Origin of the sequence: Sphingopyxis indica (assembly GCF_900188185.1) — a bacterium.
Classification (GTDB): Bacteria; Pseudomonadota; Alphaproteobacteria; order Sphingomonadales; family Sphingomonadaceae; genus Sphingopyxis; species Sphingopyxis indica.
This window is the reverse complement of the sequence record NZ_FZPA01000004.1, coordinates 37,647-57,301: the sequence shown is the minus strand read 5'-3', so window position 1 is coordinate 57,301 and position 19,655 is coordinate 37,647. Positions and strand designations below refer to the sequence as shown.

The window sequence follows — 19,655 nt, the reverse complement described above, 5'->3', positions numbered from 1 at the left end:
TCGAAGGACCGGGCGTTGCGCATGATCCTTCGAGATGCCATTTCGACTGGGCTCAATGGCTCCTCAGGACGAACGGGTCGGAAGGGGTCTTGCTCAATAATCGGGTTCGTCGCCGCCCAGCACCTGTTCCGCCTGCCCGGTGAGCCACGCCATCGCCGCCGCCCACGGCTGATGCCCGTGGCTGATCCGCGCGACGCCGAGCGCCGCCAGTTCCCGATGCGTCGGGCCGCCCTTGCCGCGCAATATATTCACCGGCAGCGGCGAGGCGTCGCAGATCGCGCCGATGCATTTGGGGTCGAGCAGGAAGGGCACGAACAGCGATCCCGCCCCGGCATCGGCATAGGCGCGCGCGCGTTCGAGCGTCGCGGCGACCAGCGCCTCGCCATCCTTCGCCGCGTCGCGCCCGCGAAACATGTCGCAGCGCGCGTTGATGAAAATCCCGCTGTCCGCCGCCGCGCGATAACGCGCCTGCGCCTCGGCGAGCGCGAGCAGCTCGGTCACGCCGGGGAGCCGATCCTCCATATTGATCCCGACCGCGCCGGCTTCCCTGGCACAGCCGACCGACACGCCGACCGCCGCCGCATCGGCGCCATAGCCCGATTCCATGTCGATCGTGACCGGCAGATCGGTCACCGACAGGATGCGGCGCAGATTCTCGAGCGCATCCTCCAGCGGAAAATCCTCGCCGTCGCTGCGTCCCTGCGCCCCGGCAACGCCATAGCTGCCCGTCGCGATCGCCTTCGCGCCCGCCGCGGCGACCGCCTTGGCGCTCCCCGCATCCCAGATGTTGACGAGGATCAGCGGATCGCCCGGGACGTGCAGAGCTCGAAATTCGGCAACTTTATCGGTCATCATCGGGCCTCTCTTTTCAGCAATTCTTCCTTGATCGGCAGGCCATAGGCATAGCCGCCAAGCGATCCGTCGCTGCGCACGACGCGGTGGCACGGGATCAGCACCGCGACATTGTTCGCGCCGTTCGCGCTCCCCGCCGCGCGCACCGCCTTCGGCTTGCCGACCGCGGCGGCGATCTCGGCATAGCTGCGCGTTTCGCCGGCGGGAATCTTCCTCAGCTCGCGCCACACCGCTTCCTGAAAGGCGGTGCCCTTCACGTCGATCGGAATATGGTCGAAGCCGAGCGCGGGGGTTTCGACCGCATCGACGACCTGCTTGAGCAGGCCGGCGAATTCGGCGCCGCCCTCGACCAGTTCGGCCGCGGGAAAGCGTTCTTCCAGCGCCTCGCGTCCCTCGGCGAAGGAGAGGCGGCACACGCCCTTGCCGGTCGCCGCGACGAGCATGTCGCCCAGGCTCGTCGGCACGACCGCCCAGTGGATCGTCGCGCCCTTGCCGCCGTTCGCCCACGCCGAAGCCGTCATTCCCATGCGTCCCTCCATATTTTCGTAAAAGCGCGACGGCCCCGAAAAGCCCGCGTCATAGATTGCGTCGGTCACCCGTCCCGCCTCGCTCAGCGCTTCGCGCGCGCGTTCTTCGCGCAGCGCGCGGGCATAGGCGGCGGGCGACAGGCCGGTGTGGCGGGTGAAGACGCGCTGGAAATGCGTCGGCGAATAGCCGGTGCGCGCGGCAAGGTCGGCGAGCGCGAGCGGTTCCTCGCTCGTCTGGATCGCCTTGATCGCCGCGAGCACCGCCGCCTCGTCGCGCCCGACATCGTCGGGCAGGCAGCGCTTGCACGGCCTGAGGCCGGCCGCGCGCGCGTCCGCGCCGTCGCGAAAGAAGCGGACATTTTCGCGCAAGGGCTGGCGCGCGGCGCAGCTCGGGCGGCAATAGATGCCGGTGGTGAGCACGCCGACGATGAAGCGCCCGTCATAGGCCTTGTCGCGGCGCTGCATCACCGCCCAGCATTGATCGTCGGTCATCGTCTCGAAGCTCATGCCGCGTCCCTTTCGATCCGCGCCGCGAAGCAGCCGTGCGCCGCATTATGCGCGTCGATATAGGCAATCGCATCGTCGGCGAACAGGTCGCGGATCGCGCGGTCGGCCTCGCCCGGCGCCGCGAGCCTGGCGCTGCGCAACATGCCGTCGGCGCCGAAGGCGCGCAGCGCGAGCGGGCGGCCCTCGAACACCGGCGGCACCGCGTCGCGCCACGTCCCCGCCGCGACGCCCTGCCGAACATAGATGGCATAGGCGCTGCGATAGGGGGTTTCGACGTCGTGGCTGACATGGTGGAGCAGGATCAGCTCCTCGCCGGCGCGCGCATCCTCCAGGCTGATGCGGCACGGAAAGCCGCGGTCGGCATCGGCAGTGACGCGCCGCGCGCCGCGCGCCGCCAGTTCGGCGTCGCTCATCTCGAACAGCGGCGCAAAAGGTTCGGGGCTGAGCCCGGTGATCGCATAGGTCATCAAACACGTCCTTTCATTCGTCCGCCCCCCCTGTTGCCATGCCCCGCCTTCGCGCGCGTCCCGATGCTTGCGTTCAAAGCGCGCGCCTCTAAGCTGCGCGCCCATGACCCGCCTGATCGCGCTGCTCGCCCTTGTCCTTGCCAGCCTTTCCGTCGCCATGCCGGCGCGCGCCGCCGACGACATCAGCGCCGTGTCGCGCAGCGTCGTGCGCGTCGTCACCGTCGCGATGGTCGATGGCGAGGTCGTCGGTTTCGGCCACGGCAGCGGCATCGCGATCACCCCGACGCGCATCCTGACCAACGCGCATGTCGTCGAATCGGCGGCCAAATATCCGCAGAATGTCGCGCTCGGAATCGTCCCGTCAGAGGGGCAGAAAAGCTATGCGGGCAAGCTGATCGCGATCGACACGACCCGCGACCTCGCGCTCGTCGAAATGACCGAAGGCCGCGTTCCCGCCGCGGCGATCTACACCGGCCCGCTCGAATCGGGTGCCGACGTCGTCGCGCTCGGTTACCCCGGCAATGTCGACCTTGCGACCGCGCGCAGCGCCGCCGACTATATCACCCCGCGCACCCCGGTGCGCAGCGAGGGCAATATGTCGAACCGCCAGTCGGTCGACGGCGTCGCGATGCTCGTCCACACCGCCAAGATCTCGCGCGGCAATTCGGGCGGGCCGCTCGTCGACCAGTGCGGCCGCATCGTCGGGATCAACACCGCGATCACCCGCGCCGACGATGGCGATTCGCCCTTCGCCTTCGCGATCTCGGTGCCCGAAGTCGGCCGCTTCCTCAGCGATTCGCGGCAGGAATATCGCAGCGTCGGCACCTCCTGTCTGACGATGGCCGAAGCCGCAGCGCGCGACCGCGCGCTGACCGATGCTGAAGCGCGCGCCGAAGCCGCCGCCACCGCGCAGAAAGAGGCGAAGGCTGAGCTCGAGCGCGAGCTGAAGCTCCAGCGCGCGAACGATGCCGCGCTGTCGGCGCGCGAAAACCGCATCGCGATCGCCGGGGTGCTGTTCGTGCTCGGCGCGCTCGGCGCCGGCGCGGGGCTGCTCTTCTACAATCAGCAAAAGCTGCGCAATGCGAAGATCGCGGGCGGCGGCGGCGGCGCGCTGATCCTGATCGCGGCGATCCTCTTCCTCACCCGCCCCGACGCGCACGCCGATCTGTCGGATCTGGCAGGCGAAGCCGACGAACCCCCTGCGGCGGGCACCGAGACTCCCGAAGTCGCCGCGGGCGATTTCCTCTGCACGATCGAGCCCGAGCGCAGCCGCATCACCGTCTCGTCGACCGACGACGTCCCGGTCGATCTCGCCAAGGGCGGCTGCGTCAACGACCGCACCCAATATACGCGCGGGGCCGACGGGCGCTGGCAGCGCATCCTGGTGCCCAATGAGGAGGCGACGGTGACGATCGCCTCGATCGACCCCGAGGCGCGCGAATATCGCGTCGAGCGCTATCTGCTCGATGCCGAAACGATGGCGAAGGCGCGCGAGATCCGCGCCGCTTCGGACATCAAGGGCTGCACCGCCAACGCGCAAGCACTCGCCGCCTTCACGACGCAGCAGGACGCGGTGAAGGCGGTACTGCCGCCGACCCCGAACGAGCGGCTGGTCTATCGGTGCCAGCAGGTCGCACGGCGTTGACATGACCAGTTAAAAGACCTATTAACAGGTCATGGGAAAGCCGCTTCTCGCCGATTTCGGCATCAGTATTTCGGAACTCAAGAAAAACCCGTCGGCCGCGATCCGTGCTGCGGAAGGCGCCCCGGTGGCAATTCTCAACCGCAACACGCCCGAAGCCTATCTGGTCCCCGCCGACGCTTGGGAAGAGATACTGGAGACCCTCGACGATCTGCGGCTCGCTGAGATCGTCCGCCAGCGTCAGGGCCAGAAACGGATCAGGGTCGACATTGACGACCTATAAGCTCGAATTCTTCGAAGACGCGAAGAAGGAATGGGACAGGCTGGACAGCACGATCCGCTCGCAATTCCGCAAGAAGCTTCAGCAACGGCTGGAGCATCCGCACGTCGCTTCGGCCCGGCTGCACGGCCTTGCGCATTGCTACAAGATCAAGCTGCGGTCAGCGGGTTACCGGCTCATCTATCAGGTCGAAGACGACATACTGATCGTCGCCGTCGTCGCGATCGGCAAACGCGAGCGCGACGAGGCCTATAAAGCCGCGGCCCGCCGGCTTTGACCTTCGATCCCCGTCATGCCCTTTGACATCGTCGACCTCGACCAAGGCAGTGCGGACTGGCTGAAATGGCGGGCCGGCGGCATCGGCGCATCCGACGCGCCGGCGATCATGCGCGAAAACCCCTGGAAATCGCCCGCCGCGTTGCGGCACGAGAAATTGCGGCCGCATGGGAGCCGCCCCGTCAATGCGGCGATGGCGCGCGGCACCGCGCTGGAGCCCGCCGCCAGAGCCCTGTATTGCGACCGGCGAAAGATCGAGATCAGCCCGCGATGCATCCAGAGCCGGGCGCGCCCGTGGATGCGCGCGAGCCTCGACGGCATCTGCGCCGAACACCGGATATTGGTCGAGATCAAATGCGGCGAATCGGCCTATCGGACGGCCAGCCGCCACCGCGCGGTGCCGCGCTATTATTATGGGCAGTTGCAACATGCGCTCGCCGTCTCGGGCTGCGACGCGATCGACTTCTGGTGCTACCTGCCCGGCAAACAGCCGCTGCTCATCGAAGTGCCGCGCGACGAGCCCTATATCCGCAGAATGATCGACAGCGAATATCGGTTCTGGAGCGCCATCGAGGCGGATGTGCTGAAGGCGCTCTCCGAAATGCCTTGAGCATGATCGTTTTTGACCAAAGATTTGATAGGCTCGTGTATCCCCGCGAAGGCGGGAGCGCACAGCTTTTGTTCGAAATTCGCTCTACCCCCCGCACGCCTTGAACAGCATCAGCGTCCGCTCTTTGGCGAGGTCGGCGCTAGCTTCGTGATAATCCTTGCGGCGGTCGCTGTTGAAGCCGTGCCCCGCCTCATAGACGAAGATCTGCGCGGTCGGATGATCCTTCGCGATCAGCGCTTCGACGCCTTCCATCGGGATGCCCGCGTCGAAGCGGCCGAAATGGGCGATCGTCGCGCATTGCGGCGCCGCGTCCCCGAACGTCGTCGGGACGAGGCTGCCGTAATAGGCCGACGCGGCGGCGAGGTCGGGGCTGATCTGCGCCATCCGCCACGCGACCGACCCGCCATAGCAATAGCCGGTGATGAACACCGGCCCCTTTGCTTTCAGCGCGTCGATGCAGGTCTGCGCATCCTTCAGGCTCTGCTCAAAGGGATGAAGCTCGCGCGCCAGCTGCACCGCACGCTCGAACTGCGGCCCCGAATAGTCGCTCTCGAACCCCGGATGCTCGCGGTCGAACAGCGCGGGGGACAGCACCTCATAGCCATCGGCGGCATAGTCGTCGCACAGCTCGCGGATATGATCGGTGACTCCGAAAATCTCCTGAATCAGCACCAGCCCGCCGCGGCGCTCGCCCTCCGGCATGGCGTGATAGACCGCGATTTCGGCCCCATCGTCCATCGTCATCCGGATCATCTCGCCCATGTCCTGTTCCTCTTCGCCGTTGGGACCGCGCGTGTCGAAGCCCCTCATTCCTCGCGGCGGTTTTGAAGAAAGAAGCGCGCTTCGACAACCTCGGCGCGAACGGGGTGAGGAAAGGCGCACCACGAGTCCCTCCCGCCGCCTTGCATTGCTGCAAAATCGTTGCTACGCGCGCCCCGACTTTGCAGCGGGGGTGTCTTCGGAGACCGGAAAAATCCGCGCAGCCATCCCCCCCAGGGATCGAAGAGAAGGACTTTCGCGCGTGGAGAATTCCGGCGGCATTCAGGGCAACATCACGGCGGGCCTCGCGGGCCGCTATGCGGTCGCGCTGTTCGACCTCGCCCGCGAATCGAATCAGATCGACGCCGTCGCGGCCAGCCTGTCGGCCCTGCGCGCGGGCCTGACCGAATCGGCCGACCTCAGGACGCTGACCCAAAGCCCGGTGATCAGCCGCGCCGACGCCGAAAAGGCGATCGACGCGGTCGCCAGGGCGATGAAGCTCGACACGCTCACCGCGAAATTCCTCGGCGTCCTCGCCGAAAACCGCCGCCTCGCCGAGCTGCCCGCGATGATCGACGCCTATGACGCGATCGTCGCCGCACACCGCGGCGAAGTGACCGCGCAGGTCACGAGCGCCCACCCGCTCAGCGCCGCGCAGCTCAAAGAGCTTGCCGCCAATCTGAAGACGCGCGTCGGCCGCGACGTCCAGATTCAGGCGCATCTCGATCCCGCCATCCTCGGCGGCCTCGTCGTCCAGCTGGGCAGCCAGCTGATCGACGGCAGCATCCGTACCCGTCTCAACAGTTTCGCCCAGGCGATGAAGGGCTGAAAGCCCGCACGCCCAATGCCCCGACGAAAGGCTGAATAATGGAAATCCGCGCCGCTGAAATCAGCAAGGTCATCAAGGATCAGATCGCCAATTTCGGCACCGACGCCACGGTCAGCGAAATCGGCACCGTGCTCTCGGTCGGTGACGGCATCGCCCGCGTCCACGGCCTCGACAATGTCCAGGCCGGCGAGATGGTCGAATTCGCCAATGGCGTGAAGGGCATGGCGCTCAACCTCGAGGCCGACAATGTCGGCATCGTGATCTTCGGGTCGGACTCGGAGATCAAGGAAGGCGACACCGTCAAGCGCACCGGCACGATCGTCGACGTCCCCGTCGGCAAGGGCCTGCTCGGCCGCGTCGTCGACGGCCTCGGCAACCCGATCGACGGCAAGGGGCCGATTCTGGCCGACAAGCGGATGCGCGTCGAGGTCAAGGCGCCGGGGATCATCCCGCGTCAGTCGGTCCACGAACCCGTCCAGACCGGCCTCAAGGCATTGGACGCGCTCGTCCCGGTCGGCCGCGGCCAGCGCGAGCTGATCATCGGCGACCGCCAGACCGGCAAGACCGCCGTCGCGATCGACACCTTCATCAACCAGAAGGAGGTCAACAAGGGCGACGACGAATCGAAGAAGCTCTATTGCATCTATGTCGCGGTCGGCCAGAAGCGCTCGACCGTCGCGCAGATCGTCCGCCAGCTCGAAGAAAATGGCGCGATGGAATATTCGATCGTGGTCGCCGCGACCGCGTCGGAACCCGCGCCGCTCCAATATCTCGCGCCCTACACCGGCGTGACGATGGGCGAATTTTTCCGCGACAACGGCATGCACGCCGTGATCGTCTATGACGACCTTTCCAAGCAGGCGGTCGCCTATCGCCAGATGTCGCTGCTGCTCCGCCGCCCGCCGGGCCGCGAAGCCTATCCCGGCGACGTTTTCTACCTGCACAGCCGCCTGCTCGAGCGCGCGGCGAAGATGAACGCCGACAATGGCTCGGGCTCGCTCACCGCGCTGCCGATCATCGAAACGCAAGCGGGCGACGTGTCGGCCTATATTCCGACCAACGTGATTTCGATCACCGACGGCCAGATCTTCCTCGAAACCAACCTCTTCTATCAGGGCATCCGTCCCGCGATCAACGTCGGCCTCTCGGTCAGCCGCGTCGGCTCGGCCGCGCAGACCAAGGCGATGAAGAAGGTGTCGGGCTCGATCAAATTGGAGCTCGCGCAGTATCGCGAGATGGAAGCCTTTGCGCAGTTCGGCTCGGACCTCGACGCCGCGACGCAAAAGCTCCTCAACCGCGGCGCGCGCCTGACGCAGCTTCTGAAGCAGCCGCAGTTCCAGCCGATGCCGTTCGAGGAACAGACCGCGTCGATCTTCGCCGGCACCAACGGCTATCTCGACAGCGTCGCGGTCGGCGACGTCACGCGCTACGAAGCGGCGATGCTCGCCTATCTGCGCAGCGACCACCCGCAAGTGCTGAAGACGATCCGCGACACCAAGGATCTCGGCGACGACGCCAAGAAGGGCCTGATCGCGGCGCTCGACGCCTTCGCCAAGATTTTCGCGTAAACACCCACCTCGTCATCCCGGCGAAGGCCGGGATCTCGACGGTGAGACCCCGGCCTTCGCCGGGGTGACGAAACAAAGGTAAAAGACGGGACTTATGGCCAGTCTGAAGGAACTCAAAGGGCGGATCAACTCGGTCAAATCGACCCAGAAGATCACCAAGGCCAAGAAGATGGTCGCCGCCGCAAAGCTGCGCAAGGCGCAAGCGGCCGCCGAAGCCGCGCGCCCCTATGCCGAGCGCCTGGAAGGCGTCGTCGCGAGCCTCGCGTCGAAGGTCGGCGCCGCCGACAGCGCCCCCGCGCTGCTTTCGGGCACCGGCAAGAGCGACACGCACCTGCTGCTCGTGCTCAACAGCGACCGCGGGCTTGCCGGCGCGTTCAACTCGAACATCGTCAAGGCCGCGCGCGACAAGGCGCTGGAGTTGCAGGCGGCGGGCAAGAAGGTCATCTTCTTCCTCGTCGGCCGCAAGGGCCGCCCGGTGATCAACCGGCTGTTCCCCGGCCAGACGAACGAGAATTACGACACCACCGGCATCCGCGACATCGGCTTCGACCAGGCGCACGAAATCGCCGCGAAGGTGATGGAGCTTTACGAAGCCGGCGCGTTCGACGTCGCGCACCTCTTCTATTCGAAGTTCCGCTCGGCGCTCGTTCAGGAAGCGACCGGACAGCAGCTGATCCCCGTCCCCGCGCCCGAAGAGGCCCCGGCCTCCAGCGGCGCGGCGGTCGAATATGAGCCGGGCGAGGAAGAAATCCTCGCCGACCTGTTGCCGCGCAACGTCACGATCCAGGTCTTCAAGGGTCTGCTCGAAAACGCCGCGTCGGAGCAGGGCGCCTCGATGACCGCGATGGACAATGCGACGCGCAACGCGGGCGACCTGATCAACAAGCTGACCATCCAGTATAACCGCAGCCGTCAGGCCGCGATCACCACCGAACTCGTCGAAATCATTTCCGGCGCCGAAGCGCTGTAAGCAGGAAGAAGCACATGGCCACCGCACCCGCCCCTGAAAAGAAGGCTCCCGCCAAAAAGGCCGCGCCGAAGAAGCCGGCTGCGCCGAAGAAGGCCGCCGCGACCACGCCGGCCGCGACCGCCGCCGGCACCGGCCGCATCGCGCAGGTCATCGGCGCCGTCGTCGACGTCCAGTTCGACGGCGAACTGCCCGCGATTCTGAACGCGCTCGAAACCGACAATGGCGGCAACCGCCTCGTCCTCGAAGTCGCGCAGCACCTCGGCGAAAACACCGTCCGCACCATCGCGATGGACGCGACCGAGGGGCTGACCCGCGGCCAGGCGGTGGTCGATACCGGCGCGCAGATCTCGGTCCCCGTCGGTCCGAAGACGCTCGGCCGCATCATGAACGTCATCGGCGATCCGATCGACGAACGCGGCCCGGTGAACGCCGAAATGACCGCGCCGATCCATGCCGACGCGCCCGAGTTCGTCGACCAGTCGACCGAAGCCGCGATCCTCGTCACCGGCATCAAGGTCATCGACCTGCTCGCGCCCTATGCGCGCGGCGGCAAGATCGGCCTGTTCGGCGGCGCCGGCGTCGGCAAGACCGTGCTCATTCAGGAACTCATCAACAACATCGCCAAGGGTCACGGCGGCGTGTCGGTGTTCGCGGGCGTCGGTGAGCGCACCCGCGAAGGCAACGACCTCTATCACGAGTTCCTCGACGCCGGCGTCATCGCCAAGGACGCCGACGGCAACCCGACCCCCGACGGGTCGAAGGTGGCGCTGGTGTTCGGCCAGATGAACGAGCCGCCGGGCGCGCGTGCCCGCGTCGCGCTCTCGGGCCTGACCATGGCCGAATATTTCCGCGATCAGGAAGGGCAGGACGTGCTCTTCTTCGTCGACAATATCTTCCGCTTCACGCAGGCGGGTTCGGAAGTGTCGGCGCTGCTCGGCCGCATCCCGTCGGCGGTGGGCTATCAGCCGACGCTGTCGACCGACATGGGCGCGCTGCAGGAACGCATCACCTCGACCACCAAGGGCTCGATCACCTCGGTGCAGGCGATCTACGTCCCCGCGGACGACTTGACCGACCCGGCGCCGGCAACCAGCTTCGCCCACCTCGACGCGACGACCGTGCTCAATCGCGCGATCTCCGAACTCGGCATCTATCCGGCGGTCGACCCGCTCGATTCGACCAGCCGCGTTCTCGAACCGCGCGTCGTCGGTCAGGAGCATTACGACACCGCACGCCGCGTTCAGGAAACGCTGCAGAAGTACAAGTCGCTGCAGGACATCATCGCGATCCTCGGCATGGACGAGCTTTCGGAAGAAGATAAGCTCACCGTCGCCCGCGCCCGCAAGATCCAGCGCTTCCTGTCGCAGCCCTTCCACGTCGCCGAGGTGTTCACCAACATCCCCGGCAAGTTCGTGCAGATCGAAGACACGATCAAATCGTTCAAGGCGGTGGTCGACGGCGAATATGACCATCTGCCCGAAGCGGCCTTCTACATGGTCGGCGGCATCGACGAAGCCGTCGCCAAGGCCGCGAAGCTGGCCGAGGAAGCGTAATAACCCAAACCCCTCCCCTTCAGGGGAGGGGCAGCGAGACTTGCCGGCTTGCCGGCTAGTCGCAGCGGGGTGGGTCTGAACGGCAGCGCCACGCCGATGGCCCCCCAACCCTCCCCTCAAGGGGAGGGTCTATAGGAATAGACGACATGGCCCTGAAGTTCGAACTCGTAACCCCCGCCCGCCTCGAGCGGTCGAGCGACGTCTATATGGTCACCGTGCCGGGCAGCGAGGGCGATTTCTCGGTGCTCGAAGGCCATGCGCCCTTCATGGCGACGCTGCGCAACGGCCCGCTGACGATCTACGACCGCCAGGGCGGCGAGCCCGAAACGATCGAGGTCGAAGGCGGCTTCGCCGAAGTGAACGAAGCGGGCCTCACCGTCCTCGCCGAACATATCGCAAGCTGACGCGCGGCTATCCGCGCTTGGGCGTCAAAAGGGGGTTTCGGCCCCCTTTTTCGTGGCGGCCATGTCATCCGGGAGAATTGGTCGGATTGGGGTGGGAAACGGCCCTCCCTCTCTCTCTTCGTCATTCCCTCGAAAGCGGGAATCCGGTGCGGAGCCAGCCGACGCACGCTCTGGATTCCCGCTTTCGCGGGAATGACAAGGTTATGAAATGCGGAGCGTCCGCAACCGGTCGATAACGGCCCCTTCGCCCGCCCACTCGGCCGTCCGACCGCGCCCGCTCCGCTCCCGCCATTAGGAGATTATCAAAGTTTCCCTTTTATTCACTCTGCTTGATGGGGGTCCGTCGGTGAAAGCCGCGCATTCCCTGCCCAGACCGAATCAAAGCAGGATGAAGCGATGAGTGCATTCGGACGCCGCCCCGGAACCGCAGGCCGCCCAGCCTTTGGCGTCGCGAAGCCGATGCAGGGCGGCCCCGGCGCCGCCGGCGGAAGCCAGTTTCCCGCGATCGACACCGCCCCGCCCGCCAACGAGGCGTCGCCGGCCGCAGGCGCGCCCGAGATGGAAGCGATGGACCGGCTCAACGCGCGCTCGACCGCCGAGGCGATGGAGCCCGAAAAGGCGCAGGGCTTCGAAGCGAGCGTCCACAAGATCAAGGAACAGGTGCTGCCGCGCCTGCTCGAACGCGTCGACCCGGAGGCCGCGGCGACGCTGTCGAAGGACGAGCTGACCGAGGAATTCCGCCCGATCATCCTCGAAGTGCTCGCGGAACTGCGCATCACCCTCAACCGCCGCGAGCAGTTCGCGCTCGAAAAGGTGCTCGTCGACGAACTTTTGGGTTTCGGCCCGCTCGAGGAATTGCTCGCCGACCCCGACATCAGCGACATCATGGTCAACGGCCCCTATCAGACCTATGTCGAGCGCAAGGGCCAGCTCGTCATCGCGCCGATCCAGTTCCGCGACGAACAGCATCTGTTCCAGATCGCGCAGCGCATCTGCAACCAGGTCGGCCGCCGCGTCGACCAGACGACGCCGCTCGCCGACGCGCGCCTCAAGGACGGCAGCCGCGTCAACGTGATCGTGCCGCCGCTGAGCCTGCGCGGCACCGCGATCTCGATCCGTAAATTCTCGGCCAAGCCGATCACGCTCGACATGCTCTGCCAGTGGGGCGCGATGAGCCAGAAGATGTGTACCGCGCTCAAGATCGCGGGCGCCAGCCGCTTCAACATCGTCATCTCGGGCGGCACCGGCTCGGGCAAGACGACGATGCTCAACGCCCTCTCCAAGATGATCGACCCCGGCGAGCGCGTGCTGACGATCGAGGACGCCGCCGAGCTTCGCCTGCAACAGCCGCACTGGCTGCCGCTCGAAACGCGCCCCGCGAACCTTGAAGGGAACGGCGCGATCCACATGGGTGACCTTGTGAAGAACGCCCTGCGTATGCGGCCCGACCGCATCATCATGGGCGAGGTTCGCGGCGCCGAATGTTTCGACCTGCTCGCCGCGATGAACACGGGTCACGACGGCTCGATGTGTACGCTCCACTCGAACAGCCCGCGCGAATGCCTCGGCCGTATGGAGAATATGGTCTTGATGGGCGACATCAAGATCCCGAAGGAAGCGATCTCGAAGCAGATCGCCGACTCGGTCGACCTGATCGTCCAGATCAAGCGCCTGCGCGACGGCTCGCGCCGCGTCACCAACGTCACCGAAGTGATCGGCATGGAAGGCGATGTCATCGTCACCCAGGAACTCTTCAAGTTCGAATATCTCGACGAGGACAAGGACGGCAAGATCGTCGGCGAATATCGCGCGATGGGCCTGCGCCCCTACACGCTCGAAAAGGCGCGTCAGTTCGGCTTCGACCAGCCGTTCCTCGAGGCGTGCCTCTGACCAGAAACCGTCGCCCCAGCGCATGACGATGTTCGATTGACGCACCTCGTCATCGCGAGCGAAGCGAAGCAATGACGATTCCGACCTATGTCAGCCCTGATGCAACCACACCGCCGCGCTCAATAGCGCGACCGCGACCGACAGCATCGCGATCGCGCGCCACGGCATGAAGCCGACGTCGTCGACGTCGCGGCGGTTGCGGCGGCGCCAGTCGGCCACTTCGGCCAGCACGAAGAGCGCGGCCGCGGCGATACTCACCGACAGCATGGACACTTGCATCCGGGCCCTTCCCTCCGCACTATGGCGGGCGTCATCCCCCCATTTCGCGAGGTGCCCGATATGCGTGCTTACCCCCTTGTTGCAAGTGCCGCGCTGATCGCGCTTTCCGCTGCGTGCAGCGCATCGCCCGACAAGGCGAACGCCGGCGAGAGCGCGGCCGCCGCCGATCCGATCGCTTCCGCGGTCGCCGCGCCGAGCCGCACGCCCGCGAACACGGCGCGCGACACTTATCGCCACCCCGCCGAAACGCTCGCCTTTTTCGGGGTGAAGCCCGGCGACACGGTGGTCGAGCTGTGGCCCGGCGGCGGCTGGTACACCGAAATCCTCGCGCCGCTGAGCCGGGCCGGCGGCGGCACGCTCTATGCCGCGGCCCCCGAAGGCCGGCTCAAGACGATCGAGGCGTGGCAGGCGGGCAAGCCCGACGTCTATGGCGCGGTCAAGCTCGCCGAATTTCCGAACAAGGGCGGCGCGAAGGTGCCCGACGGCAGCGCCGATGTCGTGCTGACCTTCCGCAACGTCCACAACTGGCGCTTCGCGGGCACCGACAACACGGCCGAAGCCTTCAGGCAGATCTATGCGATGCTGAAACCCGGCGGCACGCTGGGCGTCGTCGACCATCGCCTGCCCGAAGACATGGATTCGGCGCTCGAGGAAAAGAGCGGCTATATGAAGCGCTCGTCGATCGTCGGCTTTGCCGAGGCCGCGGGCTTCAAGCTCGCCGGCGAGAGCGACGTCAATGCGAACCCCAGGGATACGCACGATTATGAAAAGGGCGTGTGGACGCTGCCGCCGACGCTGACGAACAAGGATGTCGACAAGGCCAAATATCAGGCGATCGGCGAATCGGACCGCATGACGCTGAAATTCGTGAAGCCCGCAAGCTGACGAAGCATCCGGACACGATCGACCCCGCGCTATTGCTCAGTGCCTATGCGCAGGGGCTGTTCCCGATGGCCGACGGGGCCGACGACCCGTCGGTGCATTGGGTCGAACCGCGGCTGCGCGCGATCCTGCCGCTCGATGGCTTCCGCCTGTCGCGCAGCCTGAAAAAGGTCATCGTCTCCGACCGCTTTCGCGTCACCACCGACACCGCCTTCGCCCGGATGATGGCGCTGTGCGCGGAGCCCGCGCCCGACCGGCCGACGACGTGGATCAACCCGCTGATCGAGGCGAGCTATGCGCGACTCTTTCGCCTCGGCCATGCGCACAGCGTCGAATGCTGGCACGAAGGCCGCCTCGTCGGCGGCCTTTACGGCGTCTCGCTCGGGCGCGCCTTCTTCGGCGAATCGATGGTCAGCCGTACGCGCGACGCATCGAAGGTCGCGCTCGCGCATCTCGTCGCGCGGCTGATCGCGGGCGGCTGGCGCCTGCTCGACTGCCAGTTCCTCACCCCGCATCTCGCCAGCCTCGGCGCGGTCGAAATCCCGCAGGCCGACTATCTCGCGCGGCTCTATTCGGTGCTGTCGTCCGCGGACGGCGCCGCCTTGGGCGCGGACGAAGGGACGGGCGCCGGCGCCGGGGCCGCCGCCTCCGAACTCCCCTCGCCGCCGTTCGTCGCCGGCGACTGGGGCGCGCTCGACGCCTTGGGCGCCGCCGGACGCGATGCGGGCGTTTCGACGGGCTCGCCGCCCGGATATGTCATCGCACAGCTTTTGACGAACACGTCATAGATCGGATGCTCGATCACATTGCGGTCGGGCCGCTCCTTGAACAGCCAGCCCGAAAAGACGCGATACCATTTGTCGTCGCGCTGGTCCTGCACGGTCAGCTGGACGAAGGCGCCGGTCTCGGGCGGCGCTTCCCACGGCACGGTCGTCTCGCACGCGCGCAGGCGCACGATCGCGCGGCCGACGCGCGCCGTGTCGCCGGGCTTCATCTCCAGCTCCTGAACGATGCCGTTGCGCTTGTTGAGCAGGCCGAGCACCGCGACGCGCTCTTCCATCGGCGTCGCGCCCTCGATCCCGCCGACCTCGCGCGGGACGTCGCCGCTGCGCTCGATCGCGGGCGCCTTCGATGCGCCGCCGCCTTCGCCGCCGGTCCGGTCGCAACCGGTCAAGAGGCTCGCGGCGACGAGCGCGGCGAGCGCGGAAACGGGCAGGCGCGGCACCGCGCGGCTCACTCGGCGCCGGGCCGCCAGGCCTCATAGTCGCCGGTCGCCGCGGCGCGGTGGCCGCCGCGTTCGAGCGCGCCCGCCGGACGATAGGCGCCAAGGCTGCCGGTCAGGTTGGGCGTCGGCTCGGCGAGCCACGGACGCGGCGCGGGCAGCACCTCGGACGGCAGTTCGTCGAAGGTGCCGTGCAGCCAGCCGTGCCATTCGGGCGGCACGCGGCTCGCATCGTTCGATCCCTTGTAGAGCACCCAGCGGCGCTTGCCGTCGCGCGAACGGAAATAGCGGTTGCCGAGGCCGTCCTCGCCGACCTGCTCGCCATTCTTCCAGCTGTTCAGCAGTGTCCCGACGGTCGCGCCGTCCCACCAGGTGAAAATCTTGGCCAATATGCTCATGGCCGCCGCGTTTACCCGCAAGCCCGCGCGCTTCGCAAGCGGGAAACGGATGTCGGAGCAGGATGACATCGGGTAACCCCGAATGCCGCTCGTCCTGAGGAGAGACCGAGCTTGTCGAGGGCTCGTCTCGAAGGGCCGCAGCGTGGCGCCCTTCGAGACGCCATTTCGACAGGCTCAATGGCTCCTCAGGACAAACGGTTGGAGAAGACTCGGCCTATTTGCCATCCGCCCACTTCACCTTCGCATCCTCGTCGAGCCCCAGTTCGGCCGCGGTGCCGCCCGCGACCTCGAGCACCGCCGCGACCTCGCCGCCGCTGACCACGGGCTCGAGCGATTCGGGGATGGTGTTTTCGGCGATGCGGTCGATGCTGCCGTCGCTGCGGATGAAGATCATGTCGAGCGGGATCAGCGTGTTCTTCATCCAGAAGCTCGCGATCTTGGGTTTGGGAAAGGGAAAGAGCATCCCCGTGCCCGCGGGCAGGTCGGTGCGGAACATCAGCCCCTTGCGCTGCTCCTCCTCGCTGCGCGCGACCTCGACGGTGAAGCGGTGCGTCTTGCCGTCGGCCGCCGCGATCGTCAGCGGGATCGTCTGCGCGCTATCGGCGGCGGCATCGGCGCCGCCCGAACAGGACGCCAGCGGCGCCGCGAGCGACAGGGCGAGAGCGGTGAAGACTGCGCGCATGATCAATTCCTTCCCCGAAGACAGACCCTGCTTAGAGCGAATTGCGGAAAACCAATCAATCCGCTTCCCCGAGCGAAGACGAGGGGCATTGCCGAGCGCAGTCGAGGCCGCGACGATGCAGGTTCTCGCTTCGCTCGAACGAGCCCCTCGTCTTCGCTCGGGGAAGCGGACCAGGTCGAAAGCAAATCGCGCTAATCGCCCCCCATCTCGGCGTCCAGCGCCGCGAGCGCGTCCGCGTCGCCAGGCGCAATGGCCAGAATCCGCCGCGCGAGCCCCGGCGCGTGCCCCGCGCGCACGAAGGCCGCGACCTGCTTTTCGCGCAGGCCCGGATCGTCGGCGCGCGCCGCCGCGAACGGCCCGAAGCGCCGCCGCCGCGCAAAGCCCAGCGCCGACCCCAGCGCGGCCGCGGCGGCGCTCTCCATCGCCTCGCCCGCATCGGCCTCGTCGATCCCGTCGACCCACAGCTGCGCCTTGATCCGCCGCGCGCCGAGCCCGCGCCGCGTCATCGCCGCGCCGCGCATCGCGGCATATTGGCGGTCGTCGACAAAGCCGAGCTGGTCCATTTTCGCGACGATTTCGGCGCACGCCGCCATGGCGTCACGCGGGTCCGTCCACTCGGATTCGCCTATCTTTCGAGAGAGATAGCGCCCCAGTTTCGCGCGGCTGGTCGCGAATCGCGCCACATAGGCGAGCGCCAGTTCGTGGAGCCGCGCCGCATCGAGGGTTCTGCGCGATGAAGGACGGCGATTGGCCATATGCCATGTTTATGCCACAGTCGGGCCTGATTGAGAACGACCAGCGCCGCCATATCGGGTATCAGCACCTCCACTGAAGGCCCGAAATGGCCGATTTGTTCCACTTGCAAGGGATCGACGAGCGCAGACATGGCCACGAAAGATGACATGCGTGTTGCCGCGACCCCCGCTTTCCGGGACTTTGCACCCCTTATGACCGAAAAAAACAACGTCGCACCGGACGAACTCGTCCCCACGCCCACCGAATGCGCGCAGCCGCGCCGCTTTTCGGATTTCGCCACCGTCGGCGAAGCGCTCGAATATGCGGCGCAAGGCAGCCGCGGGCTCAATTTCCACGATCCGCGCGGGCGCCTCGTGCGCGCCTACAGCTATCGCGAGCTCAAGGACGACGCGCTCGTCGCCGCCTATCGGCTGATCGCCGCGGGCGTCCAGCCGGGCGACCGCATCGCGCTGATCGCCGAGACCGGGCCCGAATTCGCCGCGCTCTTCTTCGGCACCATCTATGCCGGCGCCTGGCCGGTGCCGCTGCCGCTGCCGACGAGCTTCGGCGGGCGCGAATCCTATGTCGGCCAGCTCAGCGTCCAGCTCGCGAGCTGCGACCCCAAAATGCTCTTCTTCCCGCCCGAAATCGCCGCGATGGCGAGCGAGGCGGCCGAGGCGAAGGGCGTCGAGCCGATCGACTGGAGCGCCTTTGCGACGCGCGCCGCGCCGATCGCCGCGCTGCCGCCGCAAAAGACCGACGAGACCTGCTATCTGCAATATAGCAGCGGCTCGACGCGCTTCCCGCACGGCGTCGCGGTGACCCATGGCGCGCTGCTCAACAATCTGTCGGCGCATTCGCACGGCATGGAACTGCAGGACAGCGACCGCTGCGTCAGCTGGCTGCCCTGGTATCACGACATGGGGCTCGTCGGCTGCCTTCTGTCGCCGGTCGCCAACCAGGTGTCGGTCGATTATCTGAAGACCGAGGATTTCGCCCGCCGCCCGCTCGCCTGGCTCGACCTCATCAGCCGCAATCAGGGCACGACACTCAGCTATTCGCCGACTTTCGGCTATGACATTTGCGCGCGCCGCATTTCGAGCCAGACCAATGTCGCCGAACGCTTCGACCTGTCGCGCTGGCGCGTCGCGGGCAATGGCGCCGACATGATCCGCCCCGACGTGATGCAGAGCTTCGTCGACGCCTTCGCCGATGCGGGCTTCAAGGCGAGCGCCTTCCTGCCGAGCTACGGCCTCGCCGAAGCGACGCTCGCGGTCAGCATCATGCCGCCGGGCGAAGGCATCGTCGTCGAACTGGTCGAGGAAACCGAGCTGTCGGGCGCCGCGGGCGACGCCGACCGGCCGACCCGCTATCGCGCGATCGTCAACTGCGGCCGGCCGGTCAAGGACATGATCGTCGAGGTCCGCGACGAGAATGGGCGCGTCCTTCCCGACCAGACCGTCGGCAAGGTCTGGTGTACCGGCCCGTCGCTGATGACCGGCTATTACCGCGACCCCGAAGCGACCGCCGCGTGCATGGCGGACGGCTGGCTCGATACCGGCGACATGGGCTATATGTCGGACGGCTATGTCTATATCGTCGGCCGCGCCAAGGACATGATCATCATCAACGGCAAGAATCACTGGCCGCAGGACATCGAGTGGGCGGTCGAGCAGCTGCCGGGCTTCAAGTCGGGCGACATCGCCGCCTTCGCGATCACCGCGCCGGGCGGCGAGGAGACCCCCGCGGTGCTCGTCCAGTGCCGCACCAGCGACGACGCCGAGCGCGCCGCGCTGCGCGAGGCGATCCGCGACCGCGTGCGCGCGATCACCGGCATGAACTGCCTCGTCGAACTGATCCCGCCGCGCACCCTGCCGCGCACCAGCTCGGGCAAGCTCAGCCGCTCGAAGGCGCGCGCCCAATATCTGGCGGGCGAGATCCAGCCCTTCGCGATCGCGGCTTAGGGGGCGGGCGGCAATAGCGGTCGTCGCCCCCGCGCAGGCGGGTGGTAAAGCTGGCAGACGCATTCGGTTGCGGTCATAATAAGCCCCTCCTCTTCAGAGGAGGGGTGGGGGTGGTGACGCGCGATAGCGCGCAAGACGTCCGGCACCACCCCGCTGCGACTAAGCCAGCAAGCTGGCAAGTCTCGCTGCCCCTCCTCTGAAGAGGAGGGGTGGACTCGTTGCCCCCAACCCGTCCCGCGGCGGCACGAAAATTTCTCGCCGCCAGAGGGGCATGGTTACCTTCGGGTAACCCCGACGCGCTAGACTGGCGATCGTGACTAGCCTGTTGACCGACCCTCGCTCGGCCGATGATGTTTCCG

General features: G+C 66.8%; 21 protein-coding genes and 1 pseudogene. 13 read left to right on the top strand and 9 right to left on the bottom strand.

Annotated features, from left to right (window positions below; genetic code table 11):
* Positions 1 to 93: 93 nt before the first annotated feature.
* The 3 genes from CHB69_RS07425 to CHB69_RS07415 are packed head-to-tail and all read right to left on the bottom strand — an operon-like array spanning position 94 to position 2,353.
* Positions 94 to 855, bottom strand: coding sequence for an isocitrate lyase/PEP mutase family protein (locus CHB69_RS07425; protein WP_089215369.1), 762 nt, complete (start codon positions 853 to 855; stop codon positions 94 to 96).
* Positions 852 to 1,886, bottom strand: a complete 1,035-nt coding sequence (ada, locus tag CHB69_RS07420; RefSeq protein ID WP_089215368.1) for a bifunctional DNA-binding transcriptional regulator/O6-methylguanine-DNA methyltransferase Ada — start codon at positions 1,884 to 1,886, stop codon at positions 852 to 854. Before ada ends, CHB69_RS07425 begins: the two co-directional genes overlap by 4 nt.
* On the bottom strand, positions 1,883 to 2,353 hold the full coding sequence (locus CHB69_RS07415) for a DUF1203 domain-containing protein (RefSeq protein ID WP_089215367.1): 471 nt from the start codon (positions 2,351 to 2,353) through the stop codon (positions 1,883 to 1,885). The genes ada and CHB69_RS07415 overlap by 4 nt, the downstream gene beginning before the upstream one ends.
* A gap of 103 nt (positions 2,354 to 2,456) precedes the next feature.
* Between CHB69_RS07415 and CHB69_RS07410 the strand changes: the two genes are divergently transcribed.
* The 4 genes from CHB69_RS07410 to CHB69_RS07395 are packed head-to-tail and all read left to right on the top strand — an operon-like array spanning position 2,457 to position 5,161.
* Complete coding sequence (locus tag CHB69_RS07410; protein ID WP_089215366.1) at positions 2,457 to 3,998, top strand: S1C family serine protease; 1,542 nt, start codon at positions 2,457 to 2,459, stop codon at positions 3,996 to 3,998.
* Positions 3,999 to 4,029: 31 nt separating this feature from the next.
* Positions 4,030 to 4,278, top strand: coding sequence for a type II toxin-antitoxin system Phd/YefM family antitoxin (locus CHB69_RS07405; protein ID WP_089215365.1), 249 nt, complete (start codon positions 4,030 to 4,032; stop codon positions 4,276 to 4,278).
* Positions 4,265 to 4,552, top strand: coding sequence for a type II toxin-antitoxin system RelE family toxin (locus tag CHB69_RS07400; protein WP_089215364.1), 288 nt, complete (start codon positions 4,265 to 4,267; stop codon positions 4,550 to 4,552). Before CHB69_RS07405 ends, CHB69_RS07400 begins: the two co-directional genes overlap by 14 nt.
* A 15-nt stretch (positions 4,553 to 4,567) precedes the next feature.
* Complete coding sequence (locus CHB69_RS07395) at positions 4,568 to 5,161, top strand: lambda-exonuclease family protein (RefSeq protein WP_089215363.1); 594 nt, start codon at positions 4,568 to 4,570, stop codon at positions 5,159 to 5,161.
* 84 nt (positions 5,162 to 5,245) lie between these two features.
* Here the strand turns inward: CHB69_RS07395 and CHB69_RS07390 are convergent, their stop codons facing one another.
* Complete coding sequence (locus CHB69_RS07390; protein ID WP_245836611.1) at positions 5,246 to 5,971, bottom strand: dienelactone hydrolase family protein; 726 nt, start codon at positions 5,969 to 5,971, stop codon at positions 5,246 to 5,248.
* A 211-nt stretch (positions 5,972 to 6,182) separates the two neighbouring features.
* Between CHB69_RS07390 and CHB69_RS07385 the strand changes: the two genes are divergently transcribed.
* From CHB69_RS07385 to CHB69_RS07360, 6 genes are all read left to right on the top strand, one after another.
* On the top strand, positions 6,183 to 6,749 hold the full coding sequence (locus CHB69_RS07385; protein ID WP_089215362.1) for a F0F1 ATP synthase subunit delta: 567 nt from the start codon (positions 6,183 to 6,185) through the stop codon (positions 6,747 to 6,749).
* 38 nt (positions 6,750 to 6,787) lie between these two features.
* Complete coding sequence (gene atpA, locus CHB69_RS07380) at positions 6,788 to 8,317, top strand: F0F1 ATP synthase subunit alpha (protein WP_089215361.1); 1,530 nt, start codon at positions 6,788 to 6,790, stop codon at positions 8,315 to 8,317.
* Between the two features lie 94 nt (positions 8,318 to 8,411).
* On the top strand, positions 8,412 to 9,287 hold the full coding sequence (locus CHB69_RS07375; protein ID WP_089215360.1) for a F0F1 ATP synthase subunit gamma: 876 nt from the start codon (positions 8,412 to 8,414) through the stop codon (positions 9,285 to 9,287).
* Between the two features lie 14 nt (positions 9,288 to 9,301).
* Positions 9,302 to 10,840 (top strand): F0F1 ATP synthase subunit beta, encoded by a 1,539-nt coding sequence (atpD, locus tag CHB69_RS07370; protein WP_089215359.1) that lies wholly within the window; start codon positions 9,302 to 9,304, stop codon positions 10,838 to 10,840.
* A gap of 146 nt (positions 10,841 to 10,986) precedes the next feature.
* Positions 10,987 to 11,244 carry an ATP synthase F1 subunit epsilon gene (locus tag CHB69_RS07365; RefSeq protein WP_089215358.1) on the top strand — a complete coding sequence of 86 codons (258 nt, stop codon included), beginning with the start codon at positions 10,987 to 10,989 and terminating at the stop codon, positions 11,242 to 11,244.
* Between the two features lie 396 nt (positions 11,245 to 11,640).
* Positions 11,641 to 13,134 (top strand): TadA family conjugal transfer-associated ATPase, encoded by a 1,494-nt coding sequence (locus CHB69_RS07360; RefSeq protein WP_089215357.1) that lies wholly within the window; start codon positions 11,641 to 11,643, stop codon positions 13,132 to 13,134.
* A gap of 90 nt (positions 13,135 to 13,224) precedes the next feature.
* Here CHB69_RS07360 and CHB69_RS19650 read toward each other — a convergent pair whose 3' ends face one another.
* Positions 13,225 to 13,413, bottom strand: a complete 189-nt coding sequence (locus CHB69_RS19650) for a hypothetical protein (RefSeq protein WP_141133932.1) — start codon at positions 13,411 to 13,413, stop codon at positions 13,225 to 13,227.
* Positions 13,414 to 13,473: 60 nt separating this feature from the next.
* On the opposite strand from CHB69_RS19650, the gene CHB69_RS07355 reads away from it, so the two are divergent.
* Both CHB69_RS07355 and aat read left to right on the top strand, forming a co-directional pair.
* On the top strand, positions 13,474 to 14,298 hold the full coding sequence (locus tag CHB69_RS07355) for a class I SAM-dependent methyltransferase (RefSeq protein ID WP_089215532.1): 825 nt from the start codon (positions 13,474 to 13,476) through the stop codon (positions 14,296 to 14,298).
* A gap of 65 nt (positions 14,299 to 14,363) precedes the next feature.
* Positions 14,364 to 15,083 carry a leucyl/phenylalanyl-tRNA--protein transferase gene (aat, locus tag CHB69_RS07350; RefSeq protein ID WP_245836630.1) on the top strand — a complete coding sequence of 240 codons (720 nt, stop codon included), beginning with the start codon at positions 14,364 to 14,366 and terminating at the stop codon, positions 15,081 to 15,083.
* A 35-nt stretch (positions 15,084 to 15,118) separates the two neighbouring features.
* Here aat and CHB69_RS20500 read toward each other — a convergent pair.
* From CHB69_RS20500 to CHB69_RS07330, 4 genes and pseudogenes are all read right to left on the bottom strand, one after another.
* Positions 15,119 to 15,289 (bottom strand): annotated as a pseudogene (locus CHB69_RS20500) (DUF2155 domain-containing protein); the annotation flags it as partial.
* Between the two features lie 239 nt (positions 15,290 to 15,528).
* Entirely contained in the window at positions 15,529 to 15,915 is a 387-nt protein-coding gene (locus tag CHB69_RS07340; protein WP_089215356.1) for an NADH:ubiquinone oxidoreductase subunit NDUFA12, read from the bottom strand.
* A gap of 214 nt (positions 15,916 to 16,129) precedes the next feature.
* Complete coding sequence (locus CHB69_RS07335; RefSeq protein WP_089215530.1) at positions 16,130 to 16,597, bottom strand: DUF192 domain-containing protein; 468 nt, start codon at positions 16,595 to 16,597, stop codon at positions 16,130 to 16,132.
* Between the two features lie 191 nt (positions 16,598 to 16,788).
* Positions 16,789 to 17,352, bottom strand: coding sequence for a regulatory protein RecX (locus CHB69_RS07330; RefSeq protein ID WP_089215355.1), 564 nt, complete (start codon positions 17,350 to 17,352; stop codon positions 16,789 to 16,791).
* A 192-nt stretch (positions 17,353 to 17,544) separates the two neighbouring features.
* Between CHB69_RS07330 and CHB69_RS07325 the strand changes: the two genes are divergently transcribed.
* Complete coding sequence (locus tag CHB69_RS07325; protein WP_089215354.1) at positions 17,545 to 19,296, top strand: fatty acyl-AMP ligase; 1,752 nt, start codon at positions 17,545 to 17,547, stop codon at positions 19,294 to 19,296.
* Positions 19,297 to 19,655 lie beyond the last annotated feature (359 nt).